Here is a 21,074-nt window from a genome sequence, read left to right as displayed (position 1 = left end):
CCTCGCGCAGCGCGCGCTGCATGGGCTTGGCGACGGTGTCGCTCGCACGAGATACGGTCACGGCCATGATCTCACACCTTTTCGACTTCTGGCCGGCCCAATATGCCGGAAGGCAGGAAGATCAGCACGATGGCCAGGATCGAGAACGCGGCGACGTCCTTGTAGTCGATCGAGAAATAGGCCGACCACATGCTCTCGATGAAGCCGATCAAGAGCCCGCCGAGCACGGCGCCCGGAAGCGAGCCGATGCCGCCAAGCACCGCGGCCGTGAACGCCTTCACGCCCGGCACGAAACCGTCCGAGAAGGCGATGACGCCGTAGTACATCAGGAACAGCGTGCCGGCGACGGCGGCAAGGGCTGCACCCATGATGAAGGTGATCGAGATGGTGCGATCGACGTCGATACCCAGCAATGCCGCCATCTTGCGGTCCTGCTCGCAGGCGCGTTGCGCCCGGCCAAGCGAGGTCTTGTTGACCAGGTACCAGAACACCGCCAGCAGCAAAGCGGTGACGATGACGATGATGATCTGCTTCAGCGACACGCTGACGCCGTTGATGTTGTAGACTTGGCTGACCATCGGCGGGATCGGCTTGTTGCGCGGCCCTTGTGTCACCTGGACGAAGTTCGACAGCGCGATCGACATGCCGATGGCGGTGATCAGCGGTGCCAGCCGGAACGAACCGCGCAGCGGCCGGTAGGCCACTTTCTCGATCGTCCAGTTGTAGAGGCTGGTAAGCAGCATCGCCACGATCATCATGACCAGCAGCGCGATGACCACGGGCACCGAATAAAACAGCGCGCCGAGGATGAGGAAGACGATCAGCGCCGTGAAGGCGCCCACCATGAAGATGTCGCCATGGGCGAAATTGATCATGCCGATGATGCCGTAGACCATCGTGTAGCCGATCGCGATCAGCCCATAGATCGATCCCAGCGTCAGCCCGTTGATAAGCTGCTGGACAAAGTACTGCATGTGTACATGGCTCCCCTGGAATGTCGCCCATGCAGACGCATTCCTTTTCGTATTTCCCCTAGTCGTAAAGTTTCGAGCCCGGATTGCAACGTGATTTTTTCGACCGCTCCGCGTGGTTCCAAGTCACGTCTTCCCGATCGCCCGCTTTTCGCGCCCAGCCCCTGGACTATCGCGGACCCTATCATTGGCACAACGCAATGTCTTTGACGATTGGGCTGCATCATGCGCTCCGTTTCGAAGAAATCGCCGTCAAAATTAGGTGATGAGAAGAATCGTTGCGTTCCTGACATGGTTCGTTTTTTCGTCACACTCCTTTCCGCAAGGTCAGGATTCTCCTACTTGACCACGAAACCATGCGCGAACGGATCGCGGTCGTCGATGAAGATGGTGTTCAGTCCGGTCATGCGTGCCCAGCCGCCGATCGACGGGATGATTGCCGGCTTGCCAGCCACGGTGACCTCCTTTTCGACCTTGCCCTTGAACAGCGAACCGATGATCGATTCATGGACGAAGGCGTCGCCTGCACTAAGCTTGCCCTTGGCGTGAAGCTGCGCCATGCGCGCCGATGTGCCAGTGCCGCAGGGCGAGCGGTCGATCGCCTTGTCGCCGTAGAAGACGGCATTACGGGCATCGGCTCCATCGACCGTCGGCCTGCCGGTCCACAGCATGTGCGACAACCCGGTGATGCCGGGATTCTCCGGATGCACGAAGGAATATTTCTCGTTGAGCCGCTGCCGCACCACCGGGCTCCAGGCGATGAGGTCGCCGGCGGAATAATCGGCCATGTCGCGATAGTTCGCCTGCGGTTCGACGATGGCGTAGAAATTACCGCCATAGGCCACATCGACGGTGATCTCGCCGAGCCCGGGACATTCGACCGTCAGGCCTGCGGCGTGGAGGAAGGACGGCACATTGGTGATGCGCACCTCCTCGACATACTCGCCGACCTGTTTGTATTCGGCGATGACCAGGCCGGCCGGCGTGTCGAGCCGCAGCACACCCGGCGTCTTCGGCTTGATCAGCCCGTGTTCGATGGCCATCGTCACCGTACCGATGGTGCCGTGGCCGCACATGGGCAGGCAACCGGACGTCTCGATGAACAGGATGGCGATGTCGCAATCCTCGCGTGTCGGCGGATAGAGGATCGAGCCGGACATCACGTCATGGCCGCGCGGCTCGAACATCAGGCCGGTGCGGATCCAGTCATATTCGGCGAGGAAATGCGCGCGCCGTTCCATCATCGTCGAGCCCTGCAACAGCGGACCGCCGCCGGCGACCAGCCGCACCGGGTTGCCGCAGGTGTGGCCGTCGATGCAGAAGAAGGATTTCTTGGCCATGTCGCTCCTCAAGATCAAAACCCGAAAAAATCAAAATCGTTGTGGGCCGAAGGGGGCCAGATCGACGGACGAAGTCTGCCCCAGAACGAATTCCCTGATCAACCGCCCGGTTGCAGCAGCCTGGGTCAGGCCGAGATGGCCGTGGCCGAAGGCGTAGATCACCGAGCGGCTTCGCGTCGCCTTGCCGATCACGGGCACCGAATCCGGCAGCGAGGGCCGGAACCCCATCCATTCGCGTCCGCCCGAGGGATCGAGTCCCGGCAGGAATTTCTGCGCCTTCTGCAAGAGCGCTTTCGACCTGTTGAAATTGGGTGGTCGCTCGATGCCGCCGAGTTCCACGGCACCGCCGACGCGCAGGCCCGTTTCGAGCCGAGTGATGACGAAGCCATGGCCCGAAAAGATCAGCTGCCGCCTGACGTCGAAGGCGCTCGTCGGCAGCGTCGTGTTGTAGCCGCGTTCAGTCTCCAGCGGAATGCGATCGCCAAGCTGCCGCGCCAGGAGGTGCGACCACGCGCCCGCCGCGACAACAAGGCGCCTGGCTTGCCTGCTCGTGCCATCGGCCAGCGTCAGCGTGACGCCGTCCTGATCCGCCGCGACGCGATCGACGCGGGCCATCTCGAAGCAGGCGCCCTTGGACTGCGCGTAAGCCCATACTGCCTTGCCGAGCAGTTTCGGATCGGCGACCGTCTTCCATCCCGGCACGAAGGTGCCCTTGACGAAGCGCGGTGACAACCCCGGCTGCAAGCCAGCCAGTTCTTCGCCTTCGACATGACGGAAGCCGATGCCGAAGCGCTCGCGTGCCGCCCAGCCCGACAGCGAGGTATGGAATTCCGCCTCGCTTTCGTAGAGCTCGAGCGAACCGTCCTCGCGAAGCATCAGCCGTGTGCCGGACCGATCGAGCAGATCCATCCATTCGGCTTCGGCAAGTTTCATCATGCCGGCCTGTGCCATCAGGCTCGCCTCGTATTTCGCCGGCGCGCCGGCGCGCCAGAACCGGATCAGCCAGGGCAGCAGTTTCGGCAGATAGGCCGGCGGGATGCTGAGCGGGCCGAGCGGATCGGCGAGCCATTTCGGCAGCTGCGGTATCATGCCCTTGTGCGCCAGCGGCAACACGTCGGAGAAGGCAAAGGCGGCGGCGTTGCCGGAGCTCGTCTCCTCGCAAATGCCCGTGCGGTCGAAAACCGTGACATCCAGCCCGGCCTCGGCAAGGAAGGCAGCCGCGCAGATGCCGATGATGCCGCCGCCGACGATGGCGATGTCTGTCCCTTCTCCCCGTTCACGGCGAGAAGGCGCCCGAAGGGCGGATGAGGAGCGGCGCCCCGCTTCTGTCGACTTGGAACTTCCTGTCACGTGGTCGCTGCCCTTCCCCTGCCGGCATCTTCTCCTTAGAACTGAGGCAGCGTCGGCCGTACCGCGAGCGCATCCTTGACGATCTTCTCGACGGTCTTGCGGCGTTCGCCCGACAGCGGCATGCGCGGCATGCGCACGCGGTCATTGGTGTTGATGGCGAACACTTCGGCAAGCTTGATGTTCTGCACCAGGTAGGTCGAGACATCGAGGTCGAGCAGCGGCCGGAACCAGCGGTAGATGGCGAGCGCCTCTTCGCGGCGGCCATGCTTCATCAGCTGGTAGATGGCGACGGTCTCGCGGGGGAAGGCGGTGACCAGGCCGGCCACCCAGCCGATGGCGCCGACCGACAGCGCCTCGAAGGCGAGATTGTCGACGCCGGTGAACAGGTCGTAGCGGCTGCCCAGGCGGTTGATGATCTCGGTCGAGCGGCGGATGTCGTCGGAGGATTCCTTGATGGCGACGAAGCGCTTGTCCGATGCCAGTTCCTCCATCTGGTCGACGGTGACGTCGACGCGGTAGGCGAGCCGGTTGGAATAGATCATGACCGGCAGGTCGCCGGCCTCGGCGACGGCGCGCAGGGCCGCCACCGTCTCTTCGGCGTTGGTGTGGTAAATCGGGCTCGGCACCACCATCAGGCCGTTGGCGCCTTCCTTGGCGGCGCGCCTGGCAATGCTGGCGGCCTCGCGGGTGCCGGCCTCGTTGACGGTCAGCAGCACCGGCTTCTTGCCTGCGACCTTCTGCGCGGTCTTCAGTACCTCGATCTTCTCGTCAGGCGACAGCATCGGCCCCTCGCCGAGCGAGCCGCAGACGATGATGCCGTCGCAGCCGGCCTCCATCTGCAAGCTGAAGCAACGCTCCATCTCCGCGTGGTCGAGCCGGTCGTCGGCGGTGAATTTGGTCGTGACGGCGGGGAAAACTCCGGTCCACATGGCTATCTCTCCATCTGATATATCAGCCGTATATCTGTTGGGAAAGCCGCTGTCAATGCGGAATCTGTTATGATATATTTTTGATATATCAGGAGACCGCCTTTGATATCCATGGAAGCAAGCACTGTGTCCGAGCCTGCGGCGATCAAGGCTTATCGCATCCTCGAACACATGATCGTCACGCTCGAACTGGCCCCGGCGAGTTTCATCACCGAGGGTTCCTTGATCGAGCGGCTGGCGCTCGGCCGCACGCCCGTGCGCGAGGCGATCCAGCGGCTGGCCTGGGAAGGACTGCTCGACGTCAGGCCCCGTGCCGGCATTGCGATAGCGCCTCTGCATCCCGGCGACTGGCTGCGCGTGCTCGACGCCCGGCGCGGCGTCGAGGTGGTGCTCGCACGATCAGCCGCCCGCTTCGTCACCCGCGAGGCCGCCGACCTGTTTCACGAGGCCGCGCTCGCCATGCAGAAAGCGGTCATTTCGGGCAATGTGCTTGCCTTCATCCAGGCCGACAAGGCACTCGACGAGGCGCTGGCGCTGGCCGCCGACAACCCGTTCGCCGCCCGGCTGGCCGCCCCCCTGCAGACCCACAGCCGCCGCTTCTGGTTCCGCTACAAGGCGGACACCGGACTGGCTGAATCCGCCGAGCACCATGTCGCATTGATCCGCTCGATCCTGGACGGCGACGAAGAAGGCGCCGCCAAGGACGCCAAGAAACTGATGGCGCTGCTGCGCGGCCATGCCGAGGTGGCCGCGACACGCTGAGTCAAGCGCCTGGCAAAGCCGCCTTGATCGTTGGGCTGTCCCAGCCCTCGCCGACCGACAGGATGCAACTCTGGCCCTTCGTGTCGGAAGCCAGAACCGTCCAACTGCCTTGTTCCGAAACGAACACCTCGAGGACCACATTGCGGTTGATTAGGCCGCGGCCGGCTTCGCTTTCGTGGAAGTTCTCACCGAGCGCTTTCACGATATCGGCGCGCGCCGCGCATTGCCCGGCCGCATTTGCCTGAGCAGCGCCCGAGCACATCGCCATCGCCGCAACGAACATTGTCGCCATAAGACGTCGTGTCATCTGACACCTCCTTGCGCCGGACGATGCAATGCCACCGGCCGCCGTGCGGCGCTCTGGTTGTCTGCCGCGCCTCCTCCACGGCAGGATTGCAGCCCTAAGTCCTGCGAGCCTCGCCGGTTCCATCACATTAGCGTTTGCAAAACAAAAGGCCCAAGTCCGGGGACTTAGGCCTCAGGTTCAATCGATCTTCTCATCCGCCCTGCGGCGAGTAAGACCGGACGAAGAAATCGTCCGGCTAGTTCATCGTCGGAATGACGAACTCGGCGCCGTCCTTGACGCCGGACGGCCAGCGCGAGGTCACCGTCTTGGTCTTGGTGTAGAAGCGGAACGCGTCCGGGCCGTGCTGGTTGAGGTCGCCGAAGGAAGATGCCTTCCAGCCGCCGAAGGTGTAGTAGGCGATCGGCACCGGGATCGGCACGTTGATGCCGACCATGCCGACCTGGACACGGCTGGCGAAGTCGCGCGCCGCGTCGCCGTCGCGGGTGAAGATGGCAACGCCATTGCCCATCTCATGGTCGTTGGCGAGCTTGAGGGCATTCTCATAGGTCGGCGCGCGTACCACGGACAGCACCGGCCCAAAGATCTCTTCCTTGTAGATGCGCATGTCGGGCGTGACGTTGTCGAACAGGCAACCGCCCATATAGTAGCCGTCCTCATAGCCCTGCATCCTGAAGCCGCGGCCGTCGACGACGAGCTTGGCGCCTTCCTTGACGCCGGTGTCGACGTAGCCCTTGACGCGCTCCAGCGCCTGGGCGGTGACCAGCGGGCCGAAATCGGCGGCCGAATCCGTCGACGGGCCGACCTTCAGGCTCTCGACGCGAGGGACGAGCTTCTCCATCAGCCGGTTGGCGGTGTCGTTGCCGACCGGCACGGCCACCGAGATCGCCATGCAGCGCTCGCCGGCCGAGCCGTAGCCGGCGCCGATCAGCGCGTCGACGGTCTGGTCCATGTCGGCGTCGGGCATGATGATCATGTGGTTCTTGGCGCCGCCGAAGCACTGCACGCGCTTGCCAGCCGCACAGCCGCGCGCATAGATGTACTGAGCGATCGGCGTCGAGCCGACAAAGCCGACGGCCTTGATGTCCGGATCGTCGAGGATAGCGTCGACCACCTCCTTGTCGCCGTTGACGACGTTGAGGATGCCGGCCGGCAGACCGGCCTCCAGGAACAGTTCGGCAATGCGCATCGGCACGCCCGGATCGCGCTCGGAAGGCTTCAGGATGAAGGCGTTGCCGCAGGCCAGCGCCGGGGCAATCTTCCACAGCGGGATCATCGCCGGGAAGTTGAACGGCGTGATGCCGGCGACGACGCCGAGCGGCTGGCGCATCGAATAGGCGTCGATGCCGGGGCCGGCGCCGTCGGTGAACTCACCCTTCATCATATGCGGCGCGCCGATGCAGACCTCGACCACTTCGAGGCCGCGCTGGATGTCGCCCTTGGCGTCGGCGATGGTCTTGCCATGTTCGCGCGCCAGGATCTCGGCCAGTTCGTCATAGTCGCGGGCAACCAGTTCGAGGAATTTCATCAGCACGCGCACGCGGCGCTGCGGATTGGTCGCGGCCCATTTGGGCTGCGCCGCCTTGGCGTTCTCGACCGCCGCGCGCAGTTCCGCCTGCGAGGCCAGCGCCACCGTGCCGCGCACGGTGCCGTCCATCGGCTGCATGACGTCCTGTTTGCGGCCGCTGGTGCCGGCGACACGCTTGCCGCCGATGAAATGACCGTAGTCGATCATGATTTCTCTCCCTTTGTTTGTGATGGCAGCATTGTCCGCCTTTGCGGCGGCGAAGGCAACGCGAGGGAGAACGCAACCGTTGTGCGTAAAATAGATAACAAGCAAGGCCTGTCCATCAATTGCCGCAAATGGTAGGGATTCTCATCATCGATGGAATGGTTATGTTGAGTTCCGTGGCGCCCCCCTCTGTCCTGCCGGATCATCCCCATGAATTGGGATGACGTCCGCATCTTCCTCGCCGTGGCGCGCGCCGGCCAGATCCTTGGCGCGGCGCGGCGGCTGGAGCTCAACCATGCCACCGTCTCGCGCCGCATCGCGGCCCTCGAGGAAGCCCTGAGGACGAAACTCTTCCGCCGGCTGACCACCGGCAGCGAGCTGACGCCGGCCGGCGAGCGCTTCCTCGACATCGCCGAGCGCATGGAAGGCGACATGATCGCCGCACGCTCGACCATATCAGGCGAAGGCGATGACGTGTCCGGAACCGTGCGCATCGGCGCACCCGACGGCTTCGGCGTTGCCTTCCTGGCCAAGCGGCTGGGCGAACTCACCGCCCTGCACCGCGAACTCACCATCCAGCTCGTGCCGGTGCCGCGCTCCTTCTCGCTGTCGCGGCGCGAGGCCGATATCGCGATTACCGTCGAGCGGCCGACCGAAGGCCGGCTGGTGGCGGGAAAGCTGGTCGACTATTCGCTCGGCCTGTTCGCCTCTCGCGCCTATGTCGACGCGCATGGCCTGCCCAAAACCGCCGCCGAACTCGGCCAGCACACCCTCATTGGCTATGTGCCGGACCTCATCGTCAGCCCTTCGCTCGATTATGCCGCGGAATTCAGCGCGGATTGGCGCACCAGCTTCGCCATCTCCTCGGCGCTCGGCCAGGCTGAAGCCGTGCGCTCCGGCGCCGGGATCGGCATCCTGCACACCTTCGTCGCCCGCTCAATGCCGGAACTGGTGGCCGTCGATGTGGTCGCGCCAATCCGCCGCGCTTACTGGCTGGTCTATCACGAATCGGTCAGGCCGCTGCGTCGCGTGCAGATCGTCGCCAGTTTCATCACCAAGGCGGTTGAACGCGAGCGGGGCCTCTTCCTATAGAAGCGCCGTCATTGGAAAAACACGGTCCAGATCCCCATAGGCCGCCTTTTCCTTGCCACAAAACCAGCCAGTGTGGCATCAGGCATGCGGCCTCGGCCATGAGAGGCGGGGCGCCGGGTGGGAAATCTTTCAGAAAGCTGGCGCGGATAGATATGCGAGCCGTTCTTGCCATCCTGCCGCTGCTGTTCGTCTCCGCATGCGCCAATCCATGGACAAAAATGCCGGAAGCCGAATTGCCCAAACCGATCCGCTACGTCATGGCGCGTCCCTCGCCTTTCGTCATCGGCAATTACTGCGGTCCCGGCACCCGCACCGGCGATCTGTCGGCCCGGCCGGTCGACCGCCTCGACGCCGTTTGTCGAATCCATGACGCCTGCTACATCGCCCGCCGCAACCATTGCGATTGCGATGGCGCCCTTGTCGCCTCGGCCAGGGCAATCCGCGATGACAGGACGGCGCCCCGCAAGATGCGCAGAGAGGCGGACCTACTGATCGCCACCTTCGCCATCCCTGTCTGCAAGGTCTTTCCGCACGGGTTCATGCCGCCGCGTGACCCGGCGCAGTTGAGCGCGATGAAGGCCGGAGCCGCCGGTTGAACCTCCGCACGGCCGTCATCCTCGCCCTGTTCGGGCTCATCGCCCTTGCCGGTTGTGCCGGTACGGGCCGCAATGCCTGCGACCTCCTGGCGGGACAAGAGGCTTGCGCACGGCCCTCGCTGTCGGCCGGCACGCCCGGGCCGCGGATCGCGGCGGCGCAGTTCTTTGGTAATGACGGCGGCAGCGACTATGAAAAACGGTTCCTGGCGCTGCTCGCCAATAACCAGCTCGGCGCCATGGACCGTGCCAACGGCACCGGCCCGTTCGGGCGCAACCGCCGCGATGTCCAGAACCGCGATTTCCAGGCGACATATTCGACGCTGCGGCAACTGGCCGGACCCGTCGCCAACGCACATCTACCGCCGGCCGGCACAGGCAGCGGCGACGGCCATTTCGACGGCCGCTGGCGGGCGTCGCGGCAGACGCTCTACATCGATGCGGCGGCGCGGCCCTCGGCCCCCAAGACTTTCGATTTCTCCGGCCTGCAGGCACGCAGCACCGAGATCGTCGTGCGCCAGGCGGGCGAGCAGCCTGCCGACATCGAAGGCACTTGCGACGGCGCATTGGCGATCCGCGCCGCCGGAGCCTCACGCACCATCTCCGCCGGCTCGGCATTTCGCTTTCGCCTGTCGGGCGGAGACGACACCGTCAGCCTGTTCCCGGGCGACAGCCTGAACCGCTGCACGGCAAGAATCCGCTCCAGCCTTGCCCCGGCCGGCGCGCCACTCATGATCCTGCGCGAAGAGACCGCGGATCCGGGGCTCTCCAGCTTCGACAGCCGCTACCAGCGCTGCCCGGTCCCCAATGGCGTCGGCCTCGACGCGCTTGAACGCGCCTTCTATGCCAGCCGCTGGCTGTCGCAGACCTGCGCCTTGCCGATCGGCGAGCCCAAGCTGCTGCGCAAGTCGAGAGACGGCTTCAACGCCAAGGTCGAGGCGCTGATGGGGGCGCCGCTGTCGGATGCGGCAATAGACAGAGGCGACCCCGAGCTGCCGCTCGATTTCTCCAGGGCGCCAAGGCTGAAGCTGATCTATCTGTCCTCGCTCGAATTCAAGGCCGACTTTTCCGGCTGCATCATGGAACGGCTGATCCGCCACCATGCAGCGCTTGGCACCAAGGTCCGCATCATGGTCACCGACGTGCTGGAGCGCGACAAGGACGACGCCATGCTGCACCGCCTGGCGGCCGAATTCCCCAATGTCGAGCTGCAGGAATATCGCTGGCAGGCAGACCATGGCGCGCCGATCGACGAACAGATTTCACAACTGCACAAAGTCCATCATATCAAGATGCTGGCGACGCTGGCGCGGGACCCCGCGCGTTCGCGCGTCATCATCGGCGGCCGCAACATCCATGACGGTTTCCTGTTCCATCAGCCGATCGACCTGTCGCGCTACCCGGACCTCGAGCAATACGGCAAGACCGACGGCTTTTCGCTGAACTACTATTCGAACTGGAGCGACTTCGACATCGAGTTCGCCGACAAGGCGACGGTCGAGACACTCGCCGCGCATCTGTCGACGATATGGCTGCGCGACGCCGACACCAACCTGGCGCGCCCCTTCTCCATCCCGGTCCACGCCGGCGGCCACCCCCGAGGCAATGCCCGGCATTTCATTTCGATGCCCTATGAGGACGACCATGCGCTGGAGGCCTATTTCGTCGAACTGGTCGACGCCGCCCAGCACCATATCCAGATCGTCAACCCTTACCTCAATCTGACGCCGAGCCTCGCCCGCGCCTTCGACAGGGCGCTCGCCCGTGGCGTCAAGATCGACATTGTCGGTCGCATCGACCTCAAGGGCGATATCGGCGGCAAGTTCCTCACCGCGCTCAACAAGCTGTTCGTCGAGAAATATGGCGACCGCATCGACATCCGCGAGTTCAAGGCACCCGACGTGGTGCTGCATTCCAAGATCATGATGATCGATGAAAGGCTGGTCGCCATCTCCTCGGTCAACCTCAACAACCGCAGCTTCTTCCACGATTCGGAGAACGGCATGATGGTGCTCGACCCCGCCTTCTACGCCAGGATGAAGCCGGTCTATGACGACTACCTCGCCCACTCGAACCCGGTTTCCACCAATGTGATGATCCCGTGGGCCTACCGGCTGCTGTTCGACGAGGCGTGGGTCAGGCAGGCGTTCTGATGCATGTCGCCCAAAGGTGGCCCGGTTTTGGGGCGACGACATGCGTCAAAGCAAAGAACAATGCGAGTCGGCCAGACGCGCGGGCGGCTATTTCAGATAGCGCTCCTGCGCCAGGGCGCGCACGTCGATGTCGGGCACCCGGTTCGAGATGATGTCGGCCAGCACCTTGGCCGAGCCGCAGGCCATGGTCCAGCCGAGCGTTCCATGGCCTGTGTTGAGAAAGAGGTTGGAAAGTTCGGTGCGGCCGATCAGCGGCGGTCCGTCCGGAGTCATCGGCCGCAGCCCGCACCAGAACGTCGCCTCGCGCATGGCGCCGGAGCCGGGAAAGAGATCGCCGACCGAGTGTTCGAGGGTGCGGCGCCGCGATTCGTGCAGCCTGAGATCGAAACCGGAAATCTCGGCCGTGCCGCCGACGCGGATGCGGTCGCCGAGCCGGGTGATCGCGACCTTGTAGGTTTCGTCCATCACCGTCGACACCGGGGCCAAGGCGGCGTCCTTGATCGGCACTGTTATCGAATAGCCCTTGACCGGATAGACCGGGATCGGCCGCTTCATCCGGCGCATGAAGCCCGCCGAATAGCTGCCCAACGCCATGACGTAGGCATCGGCCCCCTTCCAACCCTTGCTGGTGCTCAGGTTGGCGACCCGATTGCGACTGCGGATGACGCGCCAGATCGTCACGTCGTATTCGAACTTGACACCGCGCGCCACGCAGAGCTCGGTCAGCTTGTCGGTGAACATCTTGCAGTCGCCGGTCTCGTCATGCGGCAGCCTGAGACCGCCGACGAACTTCTCGCGCACCCCGGCCAGCGCCGGCTCGGCCGCGACACAGCCGTCCGGATCGAGGACTTCATAGGGCACGCCATATTTCTTCAGCACCTCGACATCGCCTGACGTGCCGTCGAGCTGCTTTTGCGTGCGAAACAGCTGCAGCGTGCCCTGGGTCCGCTCGTCATAAGCAATGCCCGTTGCTTCGCGCAGCGCCTTCAGCATGTCACGGCTGTATTCCGCCAGCGGCACCATGCGCGATTTGTTGATGGCGTAGCGCTCGGCGGTGCAGTTGCGCAGCATCTTGACCAGCCATGTCCACATAGGCGGGTCGAATGCCGGCCGCACCACCAGCGGGCCATGCTTCATCAAGAGCCACTTGATCGCCTTGAGCGGAATGCCGGGGCCGGCCCAAGGCGAGGCATAGCCGGGCGAAATCTCACCGGCATTGGCAAAGCTGGTCTCCAGCGCCGGGCCTTTCTGGCGGTCGATCACCGTCACCTCGTGGCCGGCCTCGGCGAGATAGTAGGCCGTGGTCACCCCGATGACGCCGCTGCCCAGCACCATGATCTTCATCATTCACTCCTTACGCCATGTCCTTCACGCCGATGGACACGGCAGCATCTGCGATTTGCGCACGATCACCGGCGAAAATCGATTCGTCTTCGCGACCATGCGCCGTGGCTTTTCACGCCGCCGACGGACCCGGATCGTCGTCTCTCCCTGTCTGCCGCATTCCTGCCGTCCCGCCAAGAGGCCGGATGGAGGTGTCGGCGCTGTAGACGAGGGTCAGGCCGTGCGGCCGCGGTCCGCCGGCGGCGGCTCTTTCCCGGGCTGCCCGCCGCGCGGCTTCCGGCTGATAGAGCACCGCCTTGATCCGGGTCGATTCGCGCCTGCCGTCGGGATGCTCGAGCGAGGCCGTCTGGCCTTGCGCCATGCCAAGCATGCACAGCCCGCGTCTGGTTGCCAGCGACAGGCTGGAGCCGACCGGTCCGCGCACTTCGTTCTGCACCAGGGTGCGCGTCTCGGTCGCACCGGCATCGACGCAAAACACCACCCGGCTGTTCAGCGTCACGATATCGGGTTCGACCGACTCGATGGGCACGACGCGGGCATTGGAAAGCTTCTCTTCGATCATCCGGACCATCGGATCCGCGAAGGCCCGTCGGCGCTCGAGCATCACCTCCAGGACGGCGAAATCCTTCGTGGTCAGCTGGCAGCTCCCGCTTTTCATCACCGCCTCCACGATCAGTGCTCGCCGCCGCCGGCGGGCGTATCGACGGCCTCCACGGTCACCGACAGTTTGTGGCCGCCACGACCGCTCCAGCACACCACTTGCCCGATGCTGGCGCCGACAAGCGCCGTTCCCATCGGCGTCAGCACCGAGATCCGGTTTTCGGCAATGTCTGCGTCGCCCGGATAGACCAGCGTGATGCGCTTGATGTCACCGACTTCACCGCGAACCGTGACTGTCGAGCCCATTCGCACCACGCCGGCCGGAATTGCCGCCGCTTCGGTGACCACCGCCCGATCCAGTTCCGCCAGCAGCTCTTCGGCCGTCTCGGGCGCGCGGTCGAGCACGGTCCTGGCCAGGCCGGTCAACCTTTCATGCTCGGTGTCGCTGATCAGAACCTGGGCGGATGGACGCAGTCCCGTTGCATGTTGCATGGCAAACCTCATGGATCGGCGCATCGGACGGATGCGCGCTTGCCGCGCTGATGGCGGCCTGATGAAAGCCGGCAGCCGCGGGGAGCGGTGCGGCTTGATGGCGATGGGTGGATGTATGGATGCCCCGGTACGGACGAACGCCGGAAGGCGGCCGCGCCGGGGCTACGATCCCGCGATCGGGCAGACCCTGAACAAGGTTCTGATATAAGCGAGGTTGCTCATGCGCCGAACCTTGCCGACAGACGTCCGCTTGTCAAGCGCGGCCAAACCGCTCAACCACCGACATAGCGCCGGTGGAACCGCCTGCCGAGACTGGCCAGGATTTCGTAACCGATGGTGCCGGCATGGCCGGCGGCTTCGTCGACGCTTTGCGAAGGGCCGAGCAGTTCGACGAGATCCCCTTCGCGAAGCTTGCCGGACGGCAAGGCGGAAATGTCGAGAATGATCGAATCCATCGACACGCGTCCGAGGAAAGGCAGGCGCGCCCCCTCGAACCAGGCGGCCGACGCGGACCGGCGCAGCCAGCCATCCGCATAGCCGAACGAGATCGTCGCCAGACTGAGCGGCCCTTCCGCATGATAGGTATGGCCATAGCCGATGCCTGTGCCTTTTGCGGCGTTGCGCGTCTGCGCCACCTTGGCCTGCAGCCGCACCACCGGCAGCATCGGGTTGGGTTCGGCAGGCGTCGGATTGATGCCGTAGAGCGCGGCGCCGGGGCGGACGAGACCATGATGATAGGACGGCCCGAGAAAGATGCCGGAGGAATTGGCGAGCGAGGCGGGCGCCCCTGGCAGCATGGCGCGCAACCGTTCGAAGGCCAGCCGCTGCTGTTCATTGGCGGGATGGCGCGGCTCGTCGGCGCAGGCCAGGTGGCTCATCACATATCTGACGCCGACGCCGTCGAACGCGCTGCCATCCCGGGCCAGCGCCTCGACTTCGGCTGGTGCCATGCCAAGCCGCGACATGCCGCTGTCGACCTGGATGGCGGCCGGAAGTTTTCGGCCAGCGCGATGTGCCGCCGCACGCCAGGCCTTCAACTGCGCGCTACTGTTGACGACCGCGCAGAGATCGGACGCGACCGCTTCCGGCTCGGAGCCCGGCGGCAGTCCGTTCAGCACGTAGATTTCAGGTCCGGCCCCGATCGCCTTGCGGAGCGCGATGCCTTCGGCCAGCAGCGCGACGAAGAAGGTGTCGCAGCCTTCTTCCGCCAGCGCCGATGCCACTTGGCTCGCGCCGAGACCGTAGCCGTCGGCCTTGACCACGCCGGCGCAGCGTGCACCGCCCAGCCTTGCCTTCAGCCGCCGATAGTTTTCGCGGATCGCACCGAGATCGATGGTGAGAATCGCCCCGGCCGCCGCCTCGCTTACGGCAGCGACATCATCGGGCAGCAATGTTGTGGGGGCGTCGTTCATGGCGACCCTCCTTGTAGCGGATTAGCATCAATAGAACCGACGCGCCGGCGCGGCAACCAAGGTCCTTCAAACCCAGTCGCAACTCGTCCAGCTATGGCACCAAGTGCCGGAACGCCGCCACCACGTCTTCATAGACGCTGCGCTTGAACGGCACGATAAGGTCGGGAAGATCCTGCATCGACCGCCACGACCATTTGTCGAATTCGGCGGTGTGGCCGCCCGGCGGCGGATTGATTTGGATCTCGCTGGTATCGCCATGGAAGCGGAACGCGAACCATTTCTGCGTCTGACCGCGATACCTGCCCTTGAACGCAATGCCGACGAGATGATCCGGTAGGTCATAGTTGATCCAGTCCGGCGCCTCGGCCAGCAGCGAGACGCTGCGCATGCCGGTCTCCTCATAGAGCTCCCGCTCTGCCGCCTGCAGCGGCTCCTCGCCCGTGTCGATGCCGCCTTGCGGCATCTGCCAGAGCTGCGTCGTGCCGGCGAACTCGCTGTCGGGTTCGGCGATGCGATGCCCGACCCAGACCAGCCCCTCGCCATTGAGAATCATCAACCCGACACAGGGGCGATAGGGCAGCGTTTCGCGGTCGACTTTTTTTGCCATAAGTAAAGTTCCAGCCGTTTTGAGAATTCGCTCTGGTGAGGCAGGTGGCGAGTGATTTCGAGAACCGGAGCGGAGCGTACTTAAAGTGCGCGAGGACCGGAAGCGCAGAAAGCGCCGCCAGATGCCCGCCGGAGTAGAATTATCAAGACGGCTGTCAGCCTTTTTGCGGATCGACAGCCACCGCTGAAATCGGCACGATCTCGATGCCTCGTTTCTTGGCCTCGACCACCCATGACGAGACCGTGTCGACCGTCAGGTCGAAAGCCGAGCCGATGCCGACGGCGGTACCCTTGGCACGCGCGGTCGCTTCGAGACTGTCGAGCTTCTTCAGGATGGCGCCGCGATCCTGCACCGCGTCGATCGCCATGTCGCCGGCGACGAAGGGCACGCCGTCCTTCAGCGCCATGTCTGGAGCCAGGCTGCGCGCCGACGAGCCGTCGTCGATATAGGCGAGGCCCCTTTTGCCGAGCTCGGCCATGAACGGCTGCATCGCCGCCGCGTCGGAGGAAAAACGCGCGCCCATATAGTTCATGACACCGGTATAGTTCGTCGTCCGCGACAGCGCCCAGTGCAGATTCCTGAGATTCTCGTCGGGGGTCGCCGCCACCGTCAGCGTGTTGCGGCCGGGGTTGACGTTGGGGTAGTCGAACGGTTCGAGCGGCACCTGCATGACGATCTCGTGGCCGCTCTGCCTCGCGGCCTGCATCCAGCGACCGATACTGTTGCCCTGCGGCGCGAAGGCCAGCGTCACTTCCGCCGGCAGCTTGGCAATCGCCGCCTGGGTACCGGTCTGTGAAACAGCGAGCCCGCCGATGACGATCGCCACACGTGCGCCACGCGCGCCGGACCATGGCCGCGCATAGACGTCGAACGGCCGCCGACCATCGGCGGAACGCATCGGCAAGGGCCCGGTTTCACTGGTTTCGATCAGCGCCCTATCGGGAATATGCGCGATCTTGAGGTTCTGGCCGACGGTCGACGGATCGCGAATGACGATTGCCGCCTTGGGCGGGCCATCGCCTTCTTCCGTCTGTACATGGATGATCTGCGGACCGCCCGTCTTCGCCGGCGTATCCACCTTTGGCGTCGCTGCCGGGGCCAACCCGGGAGGCGACGCGGCGGGCTCGGCAGCCGCTGTCACTTTCGGCATCGAAACGGCGACTTCCTGCGGTTTTCGAAACGGCTTTTCCCTGAGCGCGATCGCGGCCGAGACGCCGACCACGGCCAGCACCACCGCGCTTGCCGCGATCATGCCTACGCTGATCTTGCCGGCGGCACGCGGCGCCCGGACAGTCTGTCCAAGCGGGCGTTCGATGTCCTTGCCGATATCAGCCAAGCCCTGTCCCCGGTGCACGGTCCGAAGGCGACCTCCTTCGGCAACACATGCACGAATTCATCAATCCTGGCGCCCTTTGGCGCCGTATCTGGAGGTCCGGTCCTGCCCCCGAATCAAACTGCCGGAACCTTTCGGCCCCGGCAGCATCGCATTGCTTCGTTCAACCGGCCAGACCGGTTGCCGGCCTTACTGGTTGAGCACGGCCTTTTCCGGATTGGGCGGGAAGGCCGGATCGGTCTTCTGGCCGCGCAGCAGCTGCTCGGCGTAGATGAGCTGCAGGTCGTCCTTCGGATCCGGCGGCACATAGGCTGCAGAGCCGGAGCCGGTCTTGCTCTCGTCGGCGCCCTTGATATGGCCCTTGAGGTCGGACTCGCCGCGCGTCAAATCCCTGCCCTGCAGTTCCGGCGGCAACGGCTGGTCGACCTTGATGTCGGGCGTGATGCCCTTGCCCTGGATCGACTTGCCCGACGGCGTGTAGTAGAGCGCCGTCGTCAGCCTGAGCGCGCCATTCTCGCCGAGCGGAATGATGGTCTGCACCGAGCCCTTGCCGAAGGACTGCGTGCCGACCACCGTGACGCGGCGCAGATCCTGCAGCGCACCGGCGACGATTTCCGACGCACTGGCCGAGCCGCCATTGACAAGCACGATCATCGGCTTGCCGTTGATGTCGTCGGTCTGCTTGGGCTTGGCGTCGAAGCGGGTGACGTCCTTCGGATCGCGGCCGCGTGTCGAGACGATCTCGCCGCGCTTGAGGAAGGCGTCCGAGACGCTCACCGCCTGGTCGAGCAGGCCGCCCGGGTTGAGGCGCAGATCGAGCACATAGCCCTTGAGCTTGTCGTCCGGCACCTGCTTCTTGATGGTGTCGATGGCGTTCTCGAGGTCGTCATAGGTCTTTTCGGTGAAGGAGGTGATCTTCATGTAGCCGATGTCGTTCTCGACCCGGAACTTGACCGCCTTGACCTTGATGATGTCGCGCACGACGGTCAACTCGATCGGCTTGTCGGCGCCCTGGCGCAGGATGGTCAGCTTGATCGGCGTATTGACCAGGCCGCGCATCTTGTCGACCGCGTCGTTGAGCGTCAGGCCGCGAACCTCCTCGCCGTCGATCTTGGCGATATAGTCGCCGGCCAGCACGCCCGCCTTGGCGGCCGGCGTGTCGTCGATCGGCGTGATCACCTTGACCAGGTCGTTCTCCATGGTGACCTCGATACCGAGGCCGCCGAACTCGCCCTTGGTCTGCACGCGCATGTCCTGCGCCTGTTCGGCGTTCATGTACGAGGAATGCGGGTCGAGCGAGGAAAGCATGCCGTTGATGGCGTTCTCGACCAGCGACTTGTCGTCGGGCGGGGTCACATACTGTGCCCGCACCCGCTCGAAGATGTCACCGAAGATCGCCAGTTGCTTGTAGGTCTCCGACCCTGCAGCGTTCGCCGCCGAGCCGGGTGCGCCATAGACAAGGCTCATGGCGGACGCGCCCATCAGCGCACCGGCAAACAGAAGCGACAGTTTCCGCATCATTTCACGTCCTTCCAGAAAAACGGTCCGCCCACCATGGGGCCGGATCGACGGGTTTTCCATCCTTGCGGAACTCGACATAGAGTTCCGGCGTGGCATTTCCATTCTTCGAAACCGAGGTGCTTGCCACCCGGGCTTCTCCCATCGCGCCGACCGGCTCTCCTGCGAGCACTGACTGGCCAGTCGCGACGCTGATTCTGCTCATCCCAGCCAGGACGACATGATAACCGTCGCCGGCATTGAGGATCAAGAGTTGACCATACGAGCGAAACGGCCCCGCATAAAGCACATTCCCATCCGCCGGCGCGGTAACGATGGCTCCCGATTGTGTCGCAACCATGTCCCCAAGCATCAAGGCGCCGTTACCGTCGTCGGCGCCGAACCGGCGTTTGATGCGGCCGGTGACCGGCAAGGCGATCTGTCCCTGCAGTGCCGAGAAAGGCGCCGCCGCGGTCAACCTGTTGCCTTCGGGAACCGGCAGCGATGCCGTCTGGTCGCCACCGGGCTCGGTGCCGCCGGCCTGGCCCGCGGCGGCTGCCTTCGCGGCATCGGCGGCCTTGCGGTTCTTGTCCGCCTGCGCTTCGAGCGAGGCGATCAGATCCTTCAGGCTGCTGGCCCTGGCCGCCAACTGCTCGGAACGCTGCTGTTCGGCCGCCATCTGTGCCTTCGTGTCGGCCTCGAGCTTCTGCTTGGCCTCCAGCAGCATGCCGAGCCGCTTCTTCTCCGCCGCCTGGTCGCCGACCGCAGCCGTCAGCCGCGCCCGTTCGGCCTCGATCGAGGCCGTCACCCGGGTCTGCTCCTTGAGGTCGGCCAGCAGGCTGTCGGTCTGCTGACGCAGTTCCGGCACCACGGCGCCGAGCAGGATGGCGCTGCGCACCGACGAGAGCGCGTCCTCCGGCTTGACCAGGATCGCCGGCGGCGGATTGAGCCCCATGCGCTGCAGGGCGCCCAGCACTTCTGCCAACACGTCGCGCCGCGCCGCCAGTGAGGCGCGGATCTTCTGTTGCTGGCCCTTCAGCCCTTCCAGCTTGGCGCCGATGTCCTCGATGTCCTGGCCAAGCTTCTGTTCGGTCATCGCCGACTGGATGAGTGCCGCGGTGATCGAGGCGTGGTCCTTCTTGACCGCGGCGATATCGGCGGCGAGCTTTGCCAGCCGTTCCGACGACAGCGTTATTTCCTTGGAAACCTGCTCGTATTCGGCGCGGCTCTGGTCCGGATCGGGGGCCATGTCGAGATTGTTTTCGGCCCGCACCGCATGGAGCGACAGAAGCACCGCCGCCGCCGCGATACCGCAGCGTGCGCGCCAGGAGCCCCCGGTCGATGAGCCCGTCGTCGATTTCCAGCCTTCAGCCATTCGCGATCGATTCTATCCGCGGCTTCGTTAACGAATCATCAACCATGTTGGCGCCCGCCACCCCAAACGGTTCGCAATAACGCCCTGCGAACGAAAAGCAGCCTCCCACGGTGAATTTTACGCGGCATTGGGGCTAAATTCGGTGCGACCCAGCGGCTTTCAGGATCTGTGATAGGGATGGCCCGACAGGATCGTCGCCACCCTGTAGAGTTGTTCGCCCAGCATCACGCGCACCAGCTGATGCGGCCAGGTGAGCGCCCCGAACGACATCACCAGCTCGGCCTGGTCACGCAGTGGCGGATCGTGGCCGTCGGCGCCACCAATGGCCAGCACCAGCGCCTTGCGTCCGCCATCGCGCAACTGTCCGATTCGGTCGGCGAAATCCTGCGAGGACAGGCTCTTGCCTCTTTCATCGAGCAGGATCAATGCCGTGCCTGGCTGCAGCTGCGCCTGCAGGCGCGAACCTTCGTCGCGCTGGCGCTCGGCGGCGCTCTGTGCACGGCCCTCGGCGATCTCGATGATGCCGGCGAATTCGAGCCCCACGGCGGGTCCGCTCTTGGCGAAGCGCTCGAAATAGCGGTCGGCCAACTCCCGCTCGGGGCCGGCTTTCATTCGGCCCACGGCATGAACTGAAATCTTCATCCTCGCCTCTATGAGCCGCTAATGCATGTCACCCAAGGGGAAACCGATTTTGGGACAACGACATGCATCGAAACAAAATCGGCTCAGTGGAGGGTCTCTTCCTCGAGATCCGGCGCCTGCCACATCTTTTCGAGATTGTAGAATTCGCGGACTTCGGGGCGGAAGACATGGACGATGATATCGCCAGAATCGATCAGGACCCAGTCGGCGCCGGAGAGCCCCTCGACGCGCGCGGAGCCGAGGCCGGCATCCTTGAGCGCCTTGAGGAGATGATCGGCGACAGCCGCGACATGACGGTGCGATCGACCCGACGCGACGACCATGTAGTCGCCGAGGCTCGATTTCCCCTGAATGTCGATTGAGACAATATTTTCGGCCTTGGAGTCTTCCAGACTGGCAAGGACTGTCTTGATGGCACGGGACACGGCGTCGTCTACGCTGATCCTGGCCGGCGAAGGCATGATATCGGCCTTCTTCCGCAGTGCTGTTCTCAGTGTATTTCCTTTCGCAGCAAGAACAACCAAATCACCCCTGAAAGCAGGTGAC

The 21,074-nt window shown here is 64.4% G+C and carries 20 protein-coding genes; 4 read left to right on the top strand and 16 right to left on the bottom strand.

What is annotated here, in order from left to right; translation table 11 throughout:
- Nucleotides 1–71: 71 nt before the first annotated feature.
- The 4 genes from FJ970_RS06170 to FJ970_RS06155 form a co-directional block, all read right to left on the bottom strand.
- The gene (locus FJ970_RS06170; RefSeq protein ID WP_127276526.1) at nucleotides 72–974 is read right to left on the bottom strand and encodes a branched-chain amino acid ABC transporter permease; all 903 of its coding nucleotides are present in this window, start codon (nucleotides 972–974) and stop codon (nucleotides 72–74) included.
- 335 nt (nucleotides 975–1,309) lie between these two features.
- The gene (locus FJ970_RS06165) at nucleotides 1,310–2,311 is read right to left on the bottom strand and encodes a 4-hydroxyproline epimerase (RefSeq protein ID WP_140754842.1); all 1,002 of its coding nucleotides are present in this window, start codon (nucleotides 2,309–2,311) and stop codon (nucleotides 1,310–1,312) included.
- 30 nt (nucleotides 2,312–2,341) lie between these two features.
- The gene (locus tag FJ970_RS06160) at nucleotides 2,342–3,661 is read right to left on the bottom strand and encodes an NAD(P)/FAD-dependent oxidoreductase (protein WP_181178221.1); all 1,320 of its coding nucleotides are present in this window, start codon (nucleotides 3,659–3,661) and stop codon (nucleotides 2,342–2,344) included.
- Between the two features lie 35 nt (nucleotides 3,662–3,696).
- A complete protein-coding gene (locus FJ970_RS06155; protein ID WP_140754844.1) occupies nucleotides 3,697–4,590 on the bottom strand; it encodes a dihydrodipicolinate synthase family protein in 894 nt (297 codons plus the stop codon).
- 111 nt (nucleotides 4,591–4,701) lie between these two features.
- Between FJ970_RS06155 and FJ970_RS06150 the strand changes: the two genes are divergently transcribed.
- On the top strand, nucleotides 4,702–5,352 hold the full coding sequence (locus tag FJ970_RS06150; RefSeq protein WP_181178239.1) for a GntR family transcriptional regulator: 651 nt from the start codon (nucleotides 4,702–4,704) through the stop codon (nucleotides 5,350–5,352).
- Between the two features lies 1 nt (nucleotide 5,353).
- Here FJ970_RS06150 and FJ970_RS06145 read toward each other — a convergent pair whose 3' ends face one another.
- The gene (locus tag FJ970_RS06145; RefSeq protein WP_140754848.1) at nucleotides 5,354–5,659 is read right to left on the bottom strand and encodes a hypothetical protein; all 306 of its coding nucleotides are present in this window, start codon (nucleotides 5,657–5,659) and stop codon (nucleotides 5,354–5,356) included.
- A 235-nt stretch (nucleotides 5,660–5,894) separates the two neighbouring features.
- Entirely contained in the window at nucleotides 5,895–7,391 is a 1,497-nt protein-coding gene (locus FJ970_RS06140) for a CoA-acylating methylmalonate-semialdehyde dehydrogenase (RefSeq protein ID WP_140754850.1), read from the bottom strand.
- A 207-nt stretch (nucleotides 7,392–7,598) separates the two neighbouring features.
- Here FJ970_RS06140 and FJ970_RS06135 point away from each other — a divergent pair, with 207 nt between their 5' ends.
- The 3 genes from FJ970_RS06135 (at nucleotide 7,599) to FJ970_RS06125 (ending at nucleotide 11,226) form a co-directional block, all read left to right on the top strand.
- Entirely contained in the window at nucleotides 7,599–8,480 is an 882-nt protein-coding gene (locus FJ970_RS06135) for a LysR family transcriptional regulator (RefSeq protein WP_140754852.1), read from the top strand.
- A gap of 152 nt (nucleotides 8,481–8,632) precedes the next feature.
- A complete protein-coding gene (locus FJ970_RS06130) occupies nucleotides 8,633–9,076 on the top strand; it encodes a hypothetical protein (RefSeq protein ID WP_140754854.1) in 444 nt (147 codons plus the stop codon).
- Complete coding sequence (locus tag FJ970_RS06125) at nucleotides 9,073–11,226, top strand: phospholipase D-like domain-containing protein (RefSeq protein ID WP_140754856.1); 2,154 nt, start codon at nucleotides 9,073–9,075, stop codon at nucleotides 11,224–11,226. Before FJ970_RS06130 ends, FJ970_RS06125 begins: the two co-directional genes overlap by 4 nt.
- Before the next feature lie 87 nt (nucleotides 11,227–11,313).
- Here FJ970_RS06125 and FJ970_RS06120 read toward each other — a convergent pair whose 3' ends face one another.
- The 10 genes from FJ970_RS06120 to rsfS form a co-directional block, all read right to left on the bottom strand.
- Entirely contained in the window at nucleotides 11,314–12,570 is a 1,257-nt protein-coding gene (locus FJ970_RS06120) for a D-amino acid dehydrogenase (protein ID WP_140755021.1), read from the bottom strand.
- Between the two features lie 112 nt (nucleotides 12,571–12,682).
- Nucleotides 12,683–13,228: a nucleoside-diphosphate kinase gene (locus FJ970_RS06115; RefSeq protein WP_140754858.1), complete on the bottom strand. Its 546-nt coding sequence runs from the start codon at nucleotides 13,226–13,228 to the stop codon at nucleotides 12,683–12,685.
- 14 nt (nucleotides 13,229–13,242) lie between these two features.
- A complete protein-coding gene (gene rnk / locus FJ970_RS06110) occupies nucleotides 13,243–13,662 on the bottom strand; it encodes a nucleoside diphosphate kinase regulator (protein ID WP_140754860.1) in 420 nt (139 codons plus the stop codon).
- 272 nt (nucleotides 13,663–13,934) lie between these two features.
- Nucleotides 13,935–15,074, bottom strand: a complete 1,140-nt coding sequence (gene alr, locus FJ970_RS06105; RefSeq protein WP_140754862.1) for an alanine racemase — start codon at nucleotides 15,072–15,074, stop codon at nucleotides 13,935–13,937.
- Nucleotides 15,075–15,165: 91 nt separating this feature from the next.
- On the bottom strand, nucleotides 15,166–15,681 hold the full coding sequence (locus FJ970_RS06100) for an RNA pyrophosphohydrolase (RefSeq protein WP_140754864.1): 516 nt from the start codon (nucleotides 15,679–15,681) through the stop codon (nucleotides 15,166–15,168).
- A gap of 154 nt (nucleotides 15,682–15,835) precedes the next feature.
- Nucleotides 15,836–17,017: a divergent polysaccharide deacetylase family protein gene (locus tag FJ970_RS06095; RefSeq protein WP_140754866.1), complete on the bottom strand. Its 1,182-nt coding sequence runs from the start codon at nucleotides 17,015–17,017 to the stop codon at nucleotides 15,836–15,838.
- Between the two features lie 186 nt (nucleotides 17,018–17,203).
- Entirely contained in the window at nucleotides 17,204–18,535 is a 1,332-nt protein-coding gene (locus FJ970_RS06090; RefSeq protein WP_167531416.1) for a S41 family peptidase, read from the bottom strand.
- Between the two features lies 1 nt (nucleotide 18,536).
- Entirely contained in the window at nucleotides 18,537–19,886 is a 1,350-nt protein-coding gene (locus FJ970_RS06085; RefSeq protein WP_140754868.1) for a murein hydrolase activator EnvC family protein, read from the bottom strand.
- Nucleotides 19,887–20,045: 159 nt separating this feature from the next.
- On the bottom strand, nucleotides 20,046–20,528 hold the full coding sequence (gene rlmH / locus FJ970_RS06080; protein ID WP_140754870.1) for a 23S rRNA (pseudouridine(1915)-N(3))-methyltransferase RlmH: 483 nt from the start codon (nucleotides 20,526–20,528) through the stop codon (nucleotides 20,046–20,048).
- A gap of 83 nt (nucleotides 20,529–20,611) precedes the next feature.
- Nucleotides 20,612–20,989: a ribosome silencing factor gene (gene rsfS, locus FJ970_RS06075; protein WP_140754872.1), complete on the bottom strand. Its 378-nt coding sequence runs from the start codon at nucleotides 20,987–20,989 to the stop codon at nucleotides 20,612–20,614.
- Nucleotides 20,990–21,074: the final 85 nt, after the last annotated feature.

The organism is Mesorhizobium sp. B2-1-8 (genome assembly GCF_006442545.2).
In the GTDB taxonomy this organism is placed as follows: domain Bacteria; phylum Pseudomonadota; class Alphaproteobacteria; order Rhizobiales; family Rhizobiaceae; genus Mesorhizobium.
This window is presented reverse-complemented; position numbering and strand designations above follow the sequence as displayed.